The organism is Amycolatopsis jejuensis (assembly GCF_000717335.1).
GTDB lineage: Bacteria > Actinomycetota > Actinomycetes > Mycobacteriales > Pseudonocardiaceae > Amycolatopsis > Amycolatopsis jejuensis.
In genome coordinates, this window is the sequence record NZ_JNYZ01000013.1 from 139,496 (window position 1) to 155,024 (window position 15,529).

Below are 15,529 nucleotides of genomic sequence, written 5' to 3' on the forward strand. Positions count from 1 at the left end.
GGGCTTTTTCCTGTCTGAGTGACTAACTGAGTGACTGCGCCCCGGCTTCCATGGCGGCTTCGGCGCGTTCGACCAGGTCGGGCAGCTGGGCGGCGACCTCCTCCGGGCTCGGCATACCCGAGATTTCCGCCTGGATCTCGCCGATGCGGGTGCGGTAGGAGCCGTCGGCGAGGATTCGGGTGGCCAGTTCGGCCAGTGCGTCCGCGGTTACCTGCTCGGGGAGCAGCTGCGGGGCGACCCCGGCCTTGTCCAGGGCTCGGCCGTTGGTCAGCTGGTCAGCGCCCTGCGGGACGAGCAACTGCTGTACGCCTGCGGACAGGGCGCCGAGGACTGTGCCGCTGCCGCCGTGGTGGACGGCCAGGTCCACGTGTGGCAAGAGGAGAGCCTGCGGGACCCAGCGGTGTACCGACACCGAGGCGGGTAGTTCGTCCGTCTCGACGGTGGGGCCGGTGGCGACCAGTACCGGCAAGCCCGCGCTCGTGAGGCCGTCGACAATGGTGCGGAGTGTGCCCGCCTTTCCGAATACTGTGCCCAAGGTGACATAAACCAGAGGCCTTCCGGCGGGTAATTCCGGCAGCTCGGCCGGTTCGGAATAGGCGACCGGACGCAGTGCGATGCGATTTCCGCCGGTGAGCAGTTTCGAATGTTGCAAGGAGGGCGGGAAAATGTCGAGCATCGGATTTCCCACGGTCGCCGGATAATCGTCCGGAAGGGCAATGCCGAGTTCGCCGGCCAGTGCGCGCACGTGGTACTCGGTGGTCGAGGCGACGCGTCCGGTCGTTGCGCGGCCGAAGCCGTGGCACAACGCGGGGACGCCGGCGGCCCGTGCCGCGAGCGCGCCGCCGGGGTTGAAAGCGTCGTGGATGACCAGTCCTGGTGCGAAGTCCTGGATGACGGGGCCGAGTTCGGCGTGGATGTCGCGGGCCGCGTCCGAGCCGAAGACGCGGCCGAAAAGCCACAGCGCTTGTTCGGGGGTCAGGTCGTCGCCGTCGATGCGGGTGCCGTACGCCGTGGTGCGCGTTGCATTGAGCGGCTTCGCGACGGAGATATGCCGGAGACCGGCTCTGCTCAATACCGGACCGAAATCGGCCGACGTGGCGAAAAGGATTTCATGGCCTTGGGCAACCAATGCGCGGGCAAAAGGAATCATCGGAAAGATGTGCCCGTACGCGCCGATTGCGGAGAACAATACCCGCATGCCGTTCAGTGTCGGGACGCTGCGGAGGTTTGTCAATTCACCCCGGATGCGCGTCAGCCCTGCCGGGAAGAGAAGACCGGCAGGGCCTCACGGCCGTCGTGGCCATCCGGTGCAACGGCACACCCACCCCGGGTATTCCCGTTGTTCCACGTGGAACCGCCGGACCCGCCGCGCGGGCAGTGCAGTAGCATCGTGGGGTAGCTCAAGCACTCAGAAGGGGGCTTCAGGTGAAGAAGCTGTTGGCACTCGCGGTCGTCGCGGGCGGCGTCCTGTTCGTCGTCAAGCGCAACAAGGCGGCCAAGGCCGAGGCCGACCTGTGGCGCGAAGCCACCGCCCCGAACGCGCCGGTCTCGGCGAACGGCAGCACGCCGGCCAAGGCCACCGACGCGTCGCGCAACTGACCCGTTTTACGTACTCGCGGACTTCGGTCCGCACCGGGCCTGTAGCTCAATTGGTAGAGCACCGCCTTTGCAAGGCGGGGGTCAGGGGTTCGATTCCCCTCAGGTCCACTCGTTGACCAGCGTGTTTACCGCAACTTTTGCTCCTGAAGTTGATCAATGGGAGCCATGGTGGGTGCGGGTACTATCGGATCATGGCCAGGACGTCGGCTAACAAACGCTCTCGCCGCGAGATCGAGTGCGAGCCCTTGAGATCGAGCCAGGCGACGACGCGTACCTCTTTACCTACTCGCCAACGTTTGATCGGCCGTGCAACCGCTCAGCCATCACGCACCGATACGGGCGTATGTGCACGTCGGTTGGGATCGACAGCCACCTCCATGCGCTAAGGCACTATTCGGCAACGGAACTCATCCTCGCCGGCGTGGACATTCGCACCGTCGCAGGCCGACTGGGCCATGCCGACGGTGGTAACACCACCCTGCGCGTGTAGGCCGCATGGGTTGCCGAAGCTGATCGTCGGGCCGCGAGCGTGGTCAGCAGCAAGTTCTCGCGGCCTCCGCGAAGGAACGCGGCTGGGAAGTAGGCCAATGGCCGACGCACCACGTAGTCCGTTGCTGCCAGCAACCGTCGCGCGCGCCGTGCGCGCGCTGGCCGGATCGCGCACAAGCGTGGGAACTCGCTGTTCCAGAGGAGTTCGCGCAGCTGTGTCGCAAGTACAAAGCGCGCCAGCATCGCGTTTTCAACGCCCGCTTTGGTTTTGTTGCGTCCGTTGTGATTGCAGGCGGCCGCTTGGTTCTGAAGTCGACTCCGGACCCGGCAGGGCCACTGCAAGCGGCGGTCGCGCCGGAGCTTGCGCAGCTAGGCGTTGGCCCGGCAGTCCACGAGGTCATCCGGTCGGGATCGGGCGCCTGGACGGTGATGGACGAGGTCCTGCCGGGCCGCCGTGAGCTGCAGTTCGCAACCGTTCCCCAGCTTGCAGCCGCTCTGGCTCCACTCGCCACCGTCGAGCGAAGCCGAGCGACGGACCGCATCGTGGTTGCTTGAGCAGTTGGCGCCGAACGAGAGATCATCGCTTTGTCACGGCGACCTGTCCGCCGGGAACGTGCTGCTAGGTGAGCCGGGGTTTCGGTTGATCGATCCCCGCGCTGTGTCGGGTGACCTCGAATACGACGTCGCCGTGGTCACGTGGAAATCGGGGCGCACGGTCAATGACCTGGTCGCGCGTCTAGAACTTGACCTGGAGCGCGCGGAGGCTTGGCGATCCGTGGCGGTCGCGGCTCGCGTCTGAGTTGTCAGTCTGCCCCAATCGGCAAGAGTTCCGACATTCGCTCGATGATGGCACTTACGCCTAGTGCTTTGAAAAGCTCGCGCTTGCCAGGCTTGTTCGCATAGCTGAGCGCGGCCGCGCCAGCGGCGTGAGCTGCCCTCATGTCGGTGACCGAGTCGCCGATCATCACGCAATCGCCGATCGGCACGCTGACCAGTTCCGCGCCGCGGTTCAAGAGGTGCGGATGCGGCTTCAGCAGGGCGGGATCGGGCGACGTGCGCGAGGACACGCCGGCAACCAGCTGCTGGAGCTGATGGCGTTCGAGGTACGCGTCGACTGCCGTCGATCAGTTGTTGCTGACTATGACTACTGGGCGGCCTGCCAAGTGGAACTCTCGGAGCAGATCGTCTGCACCTGGCGTCGGCTCGGCTTCTGCAACGGCAGCACGTTCCAGCCGAGCGAGTTCCACTTCGGCATCCGACGCAACTGCAGGGACGGATCCAGCGACGTAACTCAGCAGCTCAAACGGCTCGCCGGTTTCGGGTGTGTTGGATAAGCACAAGGCCGCTCGAAGATCGCTCGCGACCTCGGCCGGCGTGAAAGAGCTGAAGACGGAACACACCGGACCGTCGAAATCGAGGAGGACAGCGGACGTCGACGAAAGGACTGCGGCGACGGTACTTGCAGTCATCGGTACTCCCGGCCGACCGAGTCCCACAGCGAGTCGAACCACATCCCTGACTGCCGGACGAATTCCGCTCCGAGGCTGTCCTGGTCCTCTTCAGCCGAGTGGCGAAAGAGTGTCGCGTCCTTGCCCATCAGGTCCCAGATCGCCGTTCGCTCACCGTTGAGCAACACCTGGTGTTCTTGGATGGGGTAGTAGCAGCCGAGAACGCCTCTGCGTTGTTCAGCAGGTTGAATCTCGGTCGGGTTGAACCGACTCTACTTTTTCTTGACGTTGTGTTTAACGATTGAAATTCCCTTGACTGCCAACGACTTATTCCCCTTTGCCGTTGGCAATCTCGTTGCGGCGGCTGCCGCTGCGGCTCTGGTTGTGGTGACCATTCCACGTGTTGCGCCGTGTCGCTGAGTGCCGGCTCGACGGAGCGGCCGAACCGCGGCTGCCGATCGATTCGACCGCGAGCTCTCCTGCGCAGGGATGTTGCGAATGTCCGCTATCGCCGCTTCGAGGTGGGACACTCTGGCTTCGAGATCGGTTCGATCTGCTGTCGCAGCTTCCTTTTCCGAGAACTTCCTCTCCACCAGTTGGCGAATCCACGCGGTCGGCTTGACGCCGTCATCGTCGGCGGCTTGCCGGACGCGGTCCATCAGGGACTTCGGGAGCCTGATGGACGTTGAGATCATGGGGTCCTCGACGACGTCCGTCTCCCATGTGCCTTGCTCCATCTCCTCCGCAAAGTCATGGGTTGCTGCGTATTCGGCGATTTCGTCGATCTTGTTCATCATGCTCACCTCGCTTTCTTGTCGAACGTGCGACGTTCCGCAGTGGTCATATCGCGCGCAGTCACGACGTACTCGCGTCCGTCGGCTGCATCCGAGAGCACTACGAGCAGGTGCCGCCCGCTCGCCGTGCTGCCGAAGACCAGCGTCGTCTCTTCGCGGCCGCGGGTCGTCAGCCGCGGGCGTGTGTAGATGACCTCCTCGACCTCCTCCGGTCGAACTTGGTGCCGCGCGATGTGCTCTTCGCTTTGCTCGGTCCAGTGGATCTCCCGCACATACCAATGTAGCACAAAGTGGCACAATGTGGCACATCGCGAACCGGCGAGATGCCGCACTGGAGCATGGCTACGCTGACCTGACGCTATTGGCGACTGGCGGGGCCCGCCTAAGTTGATCAATGGGAGCCACGATGGGTGCGAAACCTCGTCGTACGGATCCACTTCAGCCACTGCAGGCACGGGCTAGGTCACTGCGATCAGTGGCGGACGCGTCAGGTGGTAGAGCACCGCCTTTGCAAGGCGGGGGTCAGGGGTTCGATTCCCCTCAGGTCCACCACAACGAACGCCAGGTCAGAATCCCTGTCGATGATCAGGGTCGGCCGGCCATCTCGGGCCAGGCTCAGCTCTGAACAGAGAGCGTGACGATCCGTGCCGCTCAACGGAATCGGCGGGGTGGTGCTCGTCGACGGCGCGCATCATCGTGATGTCGACATCGGACGCTGCACACTGCCGATGTGGGCTCACCGTGACCGATGCACGTGGCCGGATTCGTGCCTGCATGCGAAGGGCGTTCCACGTTGGAGCTGCGCAATGTCGGAAGGTCCGGTCTGCGGGTTTCCGCGGTCGGGCTGGGCTGTAACAACTTCGGCCATTCGCTGGACCAGGCGGAGTCGTCGAAGGTGATCAACGTGGCCCTGGATCTCGGGGTCACCGTGTTCGACACCGCACCCGTCTACGGTGCTTCGTACGGTGCGTCGGAAGAGGTTCTGGGGCGCGGGCTTGGCAGGCGGCGGGACGAAGCGGTCGTCGTGACGAAGTTCGGGGTCCCGGCTGACCGGGCGAACGGCTTCAACACGTCGCGCGCTGCCGTCCTCCGTGAGATCGAGGCGAGCTTGACGCGGCTCGGTACCGATCATGTCGATCTCTACCTGTTGCACTGGCCGGACTGGACGACGCCGGTGGAAGAGACGCTGCGCGCGCTGGACGACATCGTCACCTCCGGCAAAGCGCGCTATCTCGGGGCCTGCAACCTCTCGTCCTGGCGGTTCGTCGAGGCGCACTGGATTGCCAGAACCCGCCGGCTGCACGAGTTCCTCGTTGCGCAGAACGAATACTCGCTGGCGCAGCGCACTGCGGACACGGACCTGCTTCCCGCGCTGGAAGAGTACGGCGCCGCCTTGATGCCCTACGCTCCGCTTGCGAACGGGCTGCTCACCGGCAAGTACTCGACTGCTTCGGCGGCGCCGCGGGACAGCCGGCTCGGCAGGAACCTGTGGAAGACCGGTGATCGGCACCTGACCAGCGGCAGTCTCCACCTCGCGGATGCGCTTGCGCGGTTCGCCGCCGAACGCGGCCACACCCTGCTCGAACTCGCGATGTCTTGGCTGTTGTCCAACCCGCACGTCTGCACGGTCATCGGCGGCGCGACCAATCCCGGTCAGGTCGAGGCGAATGTCTCGGCCGGCCGAGGCTGGCGACTCGACGCCGAGGAGTTCGCCGAGGTGGACCGCATCTGCCGCGCGGCGGAGGGGGCCGGGCGATGATCAACGGAATACACCACATCGGGTTCGCGACGGCCGATCTGGACCGCTTCCTGCACTTCTACCGTGACGTGCTGGGCCTGAAGCAGACCGCCGACCGGCGGCTGGAACCGGGTGACCGGGCCTTCGAGACCATCGTCGGCCTCGCCGAAACCCGAGTGCGGGTCGCGATCCTGCGCGCGGGCAACGTCCAGCTCGAAGTGTTCGCCTACGAGCAGCCCGAGCCGAAACCCGGGGAGGCGCTTCGCGCGTGCGACGTCGGGATCCGGCACATCGCCCTCGACGTCACCGATATCGACGTCGAATACCGGCGACTCACCGCCCTCGGTGTCGAGTGCTTCTCCCCGCCGCAGGAAATCACCTTCGCCAGGCTCACCTCGGTCTACTTGCGCGACCCCGACGGGAACATCGTCGAGCTCCAGGAGGTCTTCCCGGGCAGCATCGTCGATCGCTCCCACGTCGTGGGCGGTAGCGACGAAACCTGCCGTCGGATCGCCCGCGAATTCTTCGACGGCGTGTCGAGGGGAGTTGTGCCGAAGGGGCTGTTCGCGCCGGACTTCTCGGTGTGGACCACGTCGTCGGGCGACTCCCTGCCGGGGTCGGACTACCTGACCCAAGTGGGGCTGCTGAAGTCGGTCTTCGCCGACGGGCCCCACTTCACCATCGATTCCCTGACGGCAGGCGAGGGCCGCATTGCGGTGGAATGCCGGAGCGCCGGCACCTTGGTCAACGGCGAAGACTTCCGCCAGACCTACGCCTTCGTCTTCCGCATCCGAAACGGTCAGATCACCTCGTTGGCGGAGCATTTCAACCCGGACGTGGCTGTCAACCAGCTCCGGCCGCTCATCCGGTCAGCTGCGGTTCCGAAGGGCACGTCGCATCGCCAACGCGAGCTGTAGGCGTAACCGCCCCCGTGGGTCTCGCACATTCCAGCCGAGCAGGGATTCCGCTCGGGTCAACCGGTCGTGCAACGTCGAGTGGTGGATGTGCAGAGCGCGGGCGGCATCGCGCAGGCTGGCGGCGTCGGCGACCGTCGCCAGGGTGACCAGCGTCCACTGTCCTGCGTCGGCTGCGTGCTGTAGTGCTGCGACATCCGGGATGGGCCCGCGGGCCGCGTCGGCGGCGGTGACGACCAGCCCCAGTGCGCCCAGCGACTCGGCTTCCACTACCTGCGGGCCGGGGTCGGCGTCGGTTCCCTCCGCGGTCAGGCGGAGTGCCACGCGGGCCGCTGCCCAGGATTGCGGGAGGCGCTCGGCAGGTACGGCCGGTCCGATACCCGCGCGCTGACCAGCTGGTGGTGCGGCGTTCGCGTCGATGACGATGGCGCTCCCATCGGCCAGCGCGACTGCCCGGCCGGTTGGGGGCAGACGGAGGCGGCGCGAGGCGGCGAGCCGGTCTGCGACGTCCGCCTTGGCGTCGAGGACCAGCTCGAGCGAGGCGGGGTCGTCCTCGGCACGCCGGGCGCGGACGCGTTCGATCACCATCCGCGCGGCGGTCGCGGCGCGTTCGAGGACGACCGACTGGAGCGTGCCGACCGGGGCAGCGGTCTCCAGCCACAACAGCGCGCCGTCGGAGGTCACCGGAGCGGATGGCCAGGTCGGCTCGGGCGGTGAGCCGGCCGGGGTCGCCACTCCGTCGGGGCTCATCCGCACGTCGAGGCTTCTGCCGGGGTCGACGAGCCGGGCCGCGCATCCGGCCAGTTCGGCGGCGCCGCCGACAATCGACTGCAGCCCGGCTCGGGAGGCCACCAGCACGTCGAAGTACCCGATCACGTTGACTGCAGCGCCGGCCTCGGGATCGAGCTCGGACAGCCGGATGGCCAGTTCCTTCATCACCACATTGTCACCCGTCGGACTCGGGCGGCGGCCACCCGGAAATCCGCCACCGTGCGGGAGAAGGCTGTCGGATGGCGGGTGCCGGTGCCTCACGCGAGCGCCGACAATCATTCGACAGGTTCACCGTTGCGAGGAGTGTCGCCCATGAGCGTCAGCGAGGCCGCACGCAAGTTTCTTCAGCACCCGCGCCGGATCATGACTTTCCCGCCGCGGGACGACGTCGCAGGCTGGCTGCGCCTGGTCGAGGAACAGGACGCCTACATCATGGAGTCCTTCGCCGGGGTCACGCTCCCGGTCACCGCCGACGACACCGAGGTCGCCGGGGTGCGCACCTACGTGGTGCGCGGGCCCGGCATCCCCGACAGCGACCAGACGCCGATCTACCTCGACCTGCACGGCGGCGGCCTGTTCCTGTGCGGTGGCGATCTGTGCCGGCTACTTGCCTCCGGGATGGCGATGGTGAACGGGATGATCACCTGGAGCCCCGACTACCGTATGCCGCCGCACCACGTGTACCCGGCGGCGCTCGACGACTGCCTTGCGGTCTACCGCGCGTTGCTCGAGGTCCGGGACCCGGTGGACATCTTCGTCGGGGGCGGGTCGGCCGGTGGCAATCTCGCCGCCGCGCTGCTGGTCCGGGTGAAGGAGGAGGGACTGCCGATGCCGGCGGCGCTGGTGCTGCAGACCCCCGAGGTGGACCTCACCGAATCCGGCGATTCGTTCCTCACCAACCGCGACTTCGACAACGTCTGCGGCACTCTGCGCGAGGCGAACGAGCTCTACGCCGGTGGGTACGACCTCGCCGACCCGCGTCTCTCACCCCTTTTCGCCGACCTGCGGGGATTTCCGCCCACCCTCCTGCAGGCCGGGACCCGGGACCTGTACCTGTCCAACACCGTCCGGATGCACCGGGCACTGCGGGCCGCCGGTGTCGATGCCGAACTGCACGTGTTCGAGGCCATGCCACACGGCGGTTTCGGCGGCGGGACCCCGGAGGACCTGGAACTCACCGCCGAGGTCCGCCGATTCCTCGACCGCCACCGCCGAAGCTGACCAGCCATTCCGGCAGCCAAGTCTTTCGCGCACGATTGCTGCCCGGATTACCGCCTTTCGGACGCCCTGTCCCGCGGCTAAGTTCAATTCCATGGAAATCGCACGCCCGTCCTGGGACAATATCGCCGCCGCGACCGAGATTATCGACCCGGTGTTCCTCGGTTCACCGGTCGTGCGCAGTGCGACACTCGACGAGGTACTGGGTTGTCACCTGGTCGCCAAGGTCGAGACCCTGAACCCGATCCGCTCCTTCAAAGGCCGCGGGACCAGCTATTTCGTCCGGACCGGGGCGTACGGAACCGCGGCCGGCCTGGTGACGGCGTCGGCGGGCAATTTCGGGCAAGGGCTCGCGTATGCCGCCGCGGATGCCGGAATCGGGCTCACCGTGTATTCGGCGACCACCGCCAATCCCGGAAAGATCGATTCGATGCGCCGGTTCGGTGCCACCGTCGTGCTCGAAGGTGACGATTTTGACGCAGCCAAGATTGCGGCCACCGCATTCGTCGAAAAAACCGGCGCGTATTTCGTCGTCGACGGCAATGAGCCCGCAATTGCCGAAGGCGCCGGTACCGCCGCGTTGGAGCTGCTGCAGGACGGTCCGCTCGACGCCGTCCTCGTTTCCCTGGGAAACGGTGCGCTGGCCACCGGCGTCGGCACCTGGGTGAAGCATGCGGCGCCGGGTGCCGAGGTCGTCGCGATCGGTGCAACGGGGGCACCGTCGATGGCGATTTCCTGGCGTACGCACCAGACGACCGAAACGCCGTCGGTGAACACGATCGCCGACGGCATCGCGATCCGGGTCCCCGTGCCGTATGCGCTGGACACCATGCACGGCACGGTCGACGACGTCGCCGAGGTCGACGACGGGCACCTGATCACCGCAATGCGCTTGATCCACCAGCATTTCGGCCTGGTGGTGGAACCCGCCGGGGTGGCCGGCGTCGCCGCCGTACTGGCCGACCCGCAGCGGTGGGCGGGCCGCACCGTCGGGACGATTCTCTGCGGGGCGAACATCGACCGCGTACGGGCGCCGGAGTGGCTGTTCGAGCAGGGCACGTAACCAACCTCACCGCGGCCACCACGAGGTCTGCTCTCGGAAGGTGTTCGTTCCACAGTGGACCTCGCCGCCGCGGGTGTGGTGGCTGTCCCAGTCGTCGACATCGTGCACGGTGAACCCGGCCTTGCCGTACGCCGTATTCACCGCTTCGGTGAAGATGTCCTTGCCGCCGATCATCGGACCCCATTGCCGGGCGGAGAGGTAGTGCTGCGAGTTCAGCACGACTCCGTTGACGGCATTCGGAACGTAGGCGACGAGGCCCTCGGGCATCTGGTCGGGTGGCACCTTCGGCTTGCCCCTGGACTGGTCGATGTCGGACGGTTCGAAGTCGCGGAACAGCACCGGTACCTTCACGATTTCCCCGTCGGTGACGCCGGTTTCCCGTTGCAGCAGCTCGAGATTGGCCTTGATCCGGCGTTGCGCCAGCGCGTTGCCGTCCAGCACCTTCCGGTTGGCGAGCACCTGGTCGACGGTCTCGTTCCGGGTGCTGCCGGGACGCGAGAACATCCGCACCGAGCCGTGTCCCTGCCGCTGCGCATCACGCAGCACCTTCAGCCCGGACTCAGGGTCGGCGACGGCGATCGTCCAGCCCCGTCCGCCCGCACGGGGGAGGAACTGCACGAACTCGTCGACGTGCCCGACGGCCAGCCAGGACGTGTCCAGCACCAAGGGAGACTGCAACCCCTGTGACCGCAGGAAAGTCAGCATTTCCGGGCTCGGCGTCTCCTCCGGCTTGCCCTGCGTGCCGATGATGATCCGCCCGGCCGGGAACCCGTGGTGCGGCGGGATCGTTTCGAGGTTGCCGGTGGAGTTCACGCTGTTGTCGGACCCACCGGCGATCTGCACCGCGCCGATTCCGGGGCCGCGCAGCTTCGTGAACACCTGCCTGCCCGCTTCCCGCTCGGCCTGCGCCGATCGGATCGCAATGCGCAGTCCCTTCGGCTTCCCGTCCGGCCCCGGCATGGTCACGTACCCGGGTTCCACGAAGTCCTGTGCCCACCGGTCGTCCCCGTCGAAGCGGCGCAGCGGCGCGGTCAGCCCGGCCGCGCGGACCTGTTCGGCGAGCTCCTTCACGAACCGCTGCTGTTCCGGGCGGTCGTTGTCGGTCACCAGGACCTCTTGCGCCTGCTGCAGGTGATGGTGGGTCAGCACCGGGGCGACCCGGAGCACCACGGAGTCCGAAGTGGACCGGCCGCCGTGCGCCACGGTGAACTGCACGGTTGCCGAACCGTCCCACACCGCGGTGTCGCGGATGACGTCCTTGGCGTCGATGCCCAGCGTCGCACCGCCGCGGAGTTCCGCCGGAGTGAGCGGACCAGTCAGCTTGACCCACTTGCCGTCGCGGTGGACGAACAGCCGCGTTTTTTCCTTGCCCGCACCGGTCACCGCGACCTGCGCGACCGCGTCCTGCGGGGCATGTGGAATCGGGACGGTCTTCACCGGGGCCAGGTTTTCCGTAGCACGGGCGACGTCGTCGGAAGCGTCGTTGCAGGCGGCCAGTTTGTCGTCGGGGAGTGGCTTGCCCGCGGAATCAGTGCTGGGGCACCGGCGTTCCGAATCCCCGATGTTCGGCAGGAAGATTGCGCCGCGCTGGGTCGTCCAGGTCTTCTTGCCGACGCTGTCGGAGGGGCCGGCGAGATCGACGACACCGTCACGGTTCACGTCGGCTCGGACGTCAGCGGTCAGCGGGCGCGGGTCGGCGGCTGCCGGGGTGGCGAGGCCGGATGCGGTCGTGATCACGAGGAGCGGAACGAGAGCCGTCTTCTTCACCCGGTGAACGATGGCGGATCGCCGTCCGCCCGCACCCCCGCCGAGCGGCTGCGGATGCCCCGCCACCCGTCGGTGATCGGGGCGCGGCGCAGGGTCACGAACTGCCAGCTGAGGAAGCCCACCGCCAGCAGCAGATAACTGTTACCCACGACGTGTTCGAACGGTCCCCACGTCAGTTCGCGGAAATTGTTGTTCGGCAGCAGCGAATGCGGGGCGACGACGAACACCACCGCGGTCGCGGCCAGCCCGGCCACCGCGGGCCGGGTCGTCGCGCGGGCGGCCAGCAGGATGGTCGCCGGGACGATCCATACCCAGTGGTGTGACCAGGAAATCGGCGAGCAGACCAGAATTGCCGTGGCGTTGAGCAGGAACGCCATCGGCGGGTCGGCGCGCAGCATGGCCGGCACGGTGAGGAGCAGGGCACCGAGGGTCGCGACCGCAACCAGCACCAACGTCAGCGTGTCCGGCAAGGCGAACCGGTGGAGCGCGCCCTGGATGGTCTGGTTCGTGGCGAAGATCGACCCGCTCATCCCGGACGCACCGGTCAGCCCGCCGCCGAACCAGTACTTCGTCGACGCTTCCGGCGCGATCGCGAACCCGGCCAGCCCGGCCGCCGCGAAGGTCACGAGGGTGGTCACGACCGTCCGGAAGTCCCGCTTCACCAGGAAGAACAACAGGAATCCGGCGGGCGTGATCTTCACCGCCGCGGCCAGGCCCAGCAGCACCCCGCGGGGGAGCCGGGTTTTCGGGCCGAGGCAGTCGAGCACCACGAGCGCCATGAGCAGCAGGTTGATCTGCCCGAACCACAGCGTCTCGCGGACCGGCTCGAAGGCCAGCGCCGCCGCACCGGCCAGCAGCGACGCGAGCAGCGCGGTCCGCTGTGTAGTACGCGGCCGGACCACGACGTACACCGTCCCGCACAGCGCGGTCAGCGACAGGGCGAGCATCACCACCGCGCCGACCGGCAGCGGAACCGGCGTGAACACCAGGAACAGCAGCGCGGCGAACGGCGGGTAGATGAACGGCAGGACCAGGCCGTTCCGCGTCGGCGGCAGCGGCCCGTAGAGGTCCTGTCCCCGGACGAGCGCCTGCGCACCCATCCGGTAGATCTCCAGGTCGAGCGGCCACATCGTGCACACGGCCACCACGATCAGCGCAGCGCCCGCCAATGCCGCCGTGACCAGCGCGAACACCGTCCAGCGGCGGCTTCCGGCACCTTCGAGCCAGTGCCGCAGCACGGCAGCGAGGGTCGGGGTCACCCTGCGATCATGCCGGGAAGATCACCCGTTCGCGCAGCGGGGCCCCTCACGAGGCGACATACGCCGCCAGGTGTTCGCCGGTCAAGGTCGATCGCTTTTTCACCAGTTCCGCTGGCGTGCCTTCGAAGACGACCTGGCCGCCGTCATGGCCCGCACCAGGGCCGAGGTCGACGATCCAGTCCGCATGCGCCATCACCGCCTGGTGGTGCTCGATCACGATCACCGACTTGCCCGCGTCGACGAGGTGGTCCAGCAGCCCGAGCAGCTGCTCGACGTCGGCGAGGTGCAGGCCGGTGGTCGGCTCGTCGAGGATGTACACGTCACCGCCGGAACCCATGTGCGTGGCCAGTTTCAGCCGCTGGCGCTCGCCACCGGACAACGTCGTGAGCGGCTGCCCGAGCGTCAGGTAGCCGAGGCCGACCTGCTCCATCCGCTCGAGGATCTTGTGCGCGGCCGGCGTGCGGGCCTCGCCGTCGCCGAAGAAGTCCTCGGCCTGCGCGACCGACATCGCGAGCACCTCGCTGATGTCGCGGCCGCCGAGGTGGTAGTCGAGCACCGACGGTTCGAACCGCTTGCCCTCGCACACCTCGCAGGTGACCGCGACCCCCGCGATCATCGCCAGGTCCGTGTAGATCACGCCGGTGCCGTTGCAGTTCGGGCACGCGCCCTCGGAGTTGGCCGAGAACAGCGCCGGTTTCACGTTGTTGACCTTGGCGAACGCCTTGCGGATCGGTTCGAGCAGCCCGGTGTACGTCGCCGGGTTGCTGCGCCGCGACCCGCGGATCGGCGTCTGGTCCACCGACACGACCTCGCCCGACGCCGGGATCGACCCGTGGATCAGCGAGCTCTTGCCCGACCCCGCGACCCCGGTGATCACACACAGCACGCCGAGCGGGATGTCGACGTCGACGTCCTGCAGGTTGTGCGTGTTCGCGCCGCGGATTTCCAGCACCCCGGTCCGTTCCCGCACCGACGGCTTGAGCGACGCGCGGTCGTCGAGATGCTTGCCGGTGATCGTCTTGCTGGCACGCAGATCCTCCAGCGGACCCTCGAAGCACACCGTGCCGCCGTTCGTGCCCGCGCCGGGCCCGAGGTCGACGACATGGTCGGCAATCGCGATCGCCTCCGGTTTGTGCTCCACGACCAATACGGTGTTTCCCTTGTCCCGCAAGCGAAGCAGGAGACTGTTCATGCGCTGGATGTCGTGCGGGTGCAGGCCGATGGTGGGCTCGTCGAAGACATACGTGACGTCGGTGAGCGCCGAGCCGAGGTGGCGCACCATCTTCACCCGCTGCGCCTCACCGCCGGACAGCGTGCCCGACGGCCGCTCCAGCGACAGGTACCCCAGCCCGATCTCCACAAAGGAATCGAGCGTGTCGTGCAAGGACGTCACCAGCGGCGCGACCGATGGTTCGTCCAGCTTCCCGACCCATTCGGCCAGGTCGCTGACCTGCATCGAGCACGCGTCGGCAATGCTGATGCCGTCGATCTTCGACGACCTGGCCAGCTCGCTCAGCCGCGTGCCCTCGCACTCCGGGCAGGTGGCGAACGTGATCGCCCGGTCCACGAACGCGCGGATGTGCGGCTGCAGCGCCTCCCGGTCCTTCGACAGCATCGACCGCTGGATCCGCGGGATCAGCCCCTCGTACCACACGTTGACGCCGTTGACCTTGATCCGCGTCTGCTCCTTGTAGAGCAGGTCGTTGAGCTCGCGTTTGGTGTACTTGCGGATCGGCTTGTCCGGATCGTGGAAGCCGGACTCCCGGAAAATCGTGCCGTACCAGCTGGTTCCGGTGTAGTTCGGGATCATCAGCGCGCCGTCGTTGAGGGATTTGCTGTCGTCGTACAGCTGGGTCAGGTCGAAGTCGGACACGCGGCCCATACCTTCACACCGCGGGCACTGGCCACCGGTGATGCTGAAGCTGCGCCGCTCCTTGACCTGCTTCCCGCCGCGCTGCAGGGTGACCGCGCCTGCTCCGCTGAGCGAGGCCACGTTGAACGAAAACGCTTGCGACGAACCGATGTGCGGTTTGCCGATGCGGCTGAACAGGATGCGCAGCATGGCGTTGGCGTCGGTCGCGGTGCCGACCGTCGACCGCGGGTCCGCGCCCATCCGCTGCTGGTCCACGATGATCGCGGTGGTGAGCCCGTCGAGCACGTCGACCTCGGGCCGCGCCAGCGTGGGCATGAAGCCCTGTACGAAACTGCTGTACGTCTCGTTGATCATCCGCTGTGATTCAGCCGCGATCGTGCTGAACACCAGCGAGCTCTTGCCCGAGCCGGACACCCCGGTGAACACCGTCAACCGGCGCTTCGGGAGCTCGACGCTCACGTCCTTGAGGTTGTTCACGCGGGCGCCCTGCACGCGGATCAGGTCGTGGCTGTCGGCGGCGTGCGGCGCGGGTGTGGTCTTCCCCTTGGCCTTGGTCATCGTCTCTCCCTCTTCGTTCCCGGAGTGTCCGGCCCCAG

Annotated in this window: 15 protein-coding genes, 2 tRNA genes and 1 pseudogene; 9 read left to right on the plus strand and 9 right to left on the minus strand. The window is 67.1% G+C overall.

The features are described 5' to 3' along the window. Window positions 1-22 precede the first annotated feature (22 nt). Window positions 23-1,198 (minus strand): glycosyltransferase, encoded by a 1,176-nt coding sequence (locus OO71_RS20595; RefSeq protein WP_051791737.1) that lies wholly within the window; start codon window positions 1,196-1,198, stop codon window positions 23-25. A gap of 227 nt (window positions 1,199-1,425) precedes the next feature. Here OO71_RS20595 and OO71_RS51295 point away from each other — a divergent pair, with 227 nt between their 5' ends. The 4 genes from OO71_RS51295 (at window position 1,426) to OO71_RS20610 (ending at window position 2,887) form a co-directional block, all read left to right on the plus strand. Continuing rightward, entirely contained in the window at window positions 1,426-1,599 is a 174-nt protein-coding gene (locus OO71_RS51295; RefSeq protein ID WP_156096437.1) for a DLW-39 family protein, read from the plus strand. A gap of 35 nt (window positions 1,600-1,634) precedes the next feature. After that, window positions 1,635-1,707 (plus strand) — tRNA-Ala (locus OO71_RS20600). A 127-nt stretch (window positions 1,708-1,834) separates the two neighbouring features. Next, window positions 1,835-2,089 carry a tyrosine-type recombinase/integrase gene (locus tag OO71_RS20605; protein WP_033291456.1) on the plus strand — a complete coding sequence of 85 codons (255 nt, stop codon included), beginning with the start codon at window positions 1,835-1,837 and terminating at the stop codon, window positions 2,087-2,089. 453 nt (window positions 2,090-2,542) lie between these two features. Further along, complete coding sequence (locus tag OO71_RS20610; protein WP_084145095.1) at window positions 2,543-2,887, plus strand: phosphotransferase; 345 nt, start codon at window positions 2,543-2,545, stop codon at window positions 2,885-2,887. A 4-nt stretch (window positions 2,888-2,891) separates the two neighbouring features. Here the strand turns inward: OO71_RS20610 and OO71_RS49010 are convergent. From OO71_RS49010 to OO71_RS20625, 4 genes and pseudogenes are all read right to left on the minus strand, one after another. Beyond that, a pseudogene (locus OO71_RS49010) lies at window positions 2,892-3,188 on the minus strand (HAD family hydrolase); the annotation flags it as partial. A gap of 24 nt (window positions 3,189-3,212) precedes the next feature. Beyond that, entirely contained in the window at window positions 3,213-3,557 is a 345-nt protein-coding gene (locus tag OO71_RS50210; protein WP_156096438.1) for an HAD family hydrolase, read from the minus strand. Between the two features lie 251 nt (window positions 3,558-3,808). Then, a complete protein-coding gene (locus OO71_RS20620; protein WP_156096439.1) occupies window positions 3,809-4,330 on the minus strand; it encodes a hypothetical protein in 522 nt (173 codons plus the stop codon). A gap of 5 nt (window positions 4,331-4,335) precedes the next feature. Continuing rightward, complete coding sequence (locus tag OO71_RS20625) at window positions 4,336-4,602, minus strand: BrnT family toxin (RefSeq protein ID WP_033291459.1); 267 nt, start codon at window positions 4,600-4,602, stop codon at window positions 4,336-4,338. A gap of 208 nt (window positions 4,603-4,810) precedes the next feature. Here OO71_RS20625 and OO71_RS20630 point away from each other — a divergent pair. The 3 genes from OO71_RS20630 to OO71_RS49020 all read left to right on the plus strand — a co-directional run bounded on the left by OO71_RS20630 (window position 4,811) and on the right by OO71_RS49020 (window position 6,985). Further along, a tRNA-Ala gene (locus OO71_RS20630) sits at window positions 4,811-4,882 on the plus strand. Window positions 4,883-5,123: 241 nt separating this feature from the next. Next, complete coding sequence (locus OO71_RS20635; protein WP_033291518.1) at window positions 5,124-6,089, plus strand: aldo/keto reductase; 966 nt, start codon at window positions 5,124-5,126, stop codon at window positions 6,087-6,089. After that, window positions 6,086-6,985: a VOC family protein gene (locus OO71_RS49020; RefSeq protein WP_051791742.1), complete on the plus strand. Its 900-nt coding sequence runs from the start codon at window positions 6,086-6,088 to the stop codon at window positions 6,983-6,985. Before OO71_RS20635 ends, OO71_RS49020 begins: the two co-directional genes overlap by 4 nt. On the opposite strand, the gene OO71_RS20650 is transcribed toward OO71_RS49020, so the two are convergent. Continuing rightward, complete coding sequence (locus tag OO71_RS20650) at window positions 6,938-7,918, minus strand: helix-turn-helix domain-containing protein (protein ID WP_033291521.1); 981 nt, start codon at window positions 7,916-7,918, stop codon at window positions 6,938-6,940. The genes OO71_RS49020 and OO71_RS20650 overlap by 48 nt on opposite strands. A 147-nt stretch (window positions 7,919-8,065) precedes the next feature. Here OO71_RS20650 and OO71_RS20655 point away from each other — a divergent pair, with 147 nt between their 5' ends. Next, window positions 8,066-8,974 (plus strand): alpha/beta hydrolase, encoded by a 909-nt coding sequence (locus OO71_RS20655; protein ID WP_033291460.1) that lies wholly within the window; start codon window positions 8,066-8,068, stop codon window positions 8,972-8,974. Window positions 8,975-9,065: 91 nt separating this feature from the next. Next, complete coding sequence (locus OO71_RS20660; RefSeq protein WP_033291461.1) at window positions 9,066-10,034, plus strand: threonine ammonia-lyase; 969 nt, start codon at window positions 9,066-9,068, stop codon at window positions 10,032-10,034. 6 nt (window positions 10,035-10,040) lie between these two features. Here OO71_RS20660 and OO71_RS20665 read toward each other — a convergent pair whose 3' ends face one another. Genes OO71_RS20665 through OO71_RS20675 form a run of 3 tightly spaced genes read right to left on the minus strand, consistent with a single transcriptional unit; the run spans window position 10,041 to window position 15,491 of the window. Beyond that, the gene (locus OO71_RS20665) at window positions 10,041-11,801 is read right to left on the minus strand and encodes a protein-arginine deiminase domain-containing protein (protein ID WP_033291522.1); all 1,761 of its coding nucleotides are present in this window, start codon (window positions 11,799-11,801) and stop codon (window positions 10,041-10,043) included. Next, window positions 11,798-13,060 carry a glycosyltransferase 87 family protein gene (locus OO71_RS20670; protein WP_084145099.1) on the minus strand — a complete coding sequence of 421 codons (1,263 nt, stop codon included), beginning with the start codon at window positions 13,058-13,060 and terminating at the stop codon, window positions 11,798-11,800. The genes OO71_RS20665 and OO71_RS20670 overlap by 4 nt, the downstream gene beginning before the upstream one ends. Before the next feature lie 46 nt (window positions 13,061-13,106). After that, the gene (locus OO71_RS20675) at window positions 13,107-15,491 is read right to left on the minus strand and encodes an ATP-binding cassette domain-containing protein (RefSeq protein WP_033291462.1); all 2,385 of its coding nucleotides are present in this window, start codon (window positions 15,489-15,491) and stop codon (window positions 13,107-13,109) included. Between the last annotated feature and the right edge of the window lie 38 nt (window positions 15,492-15,529).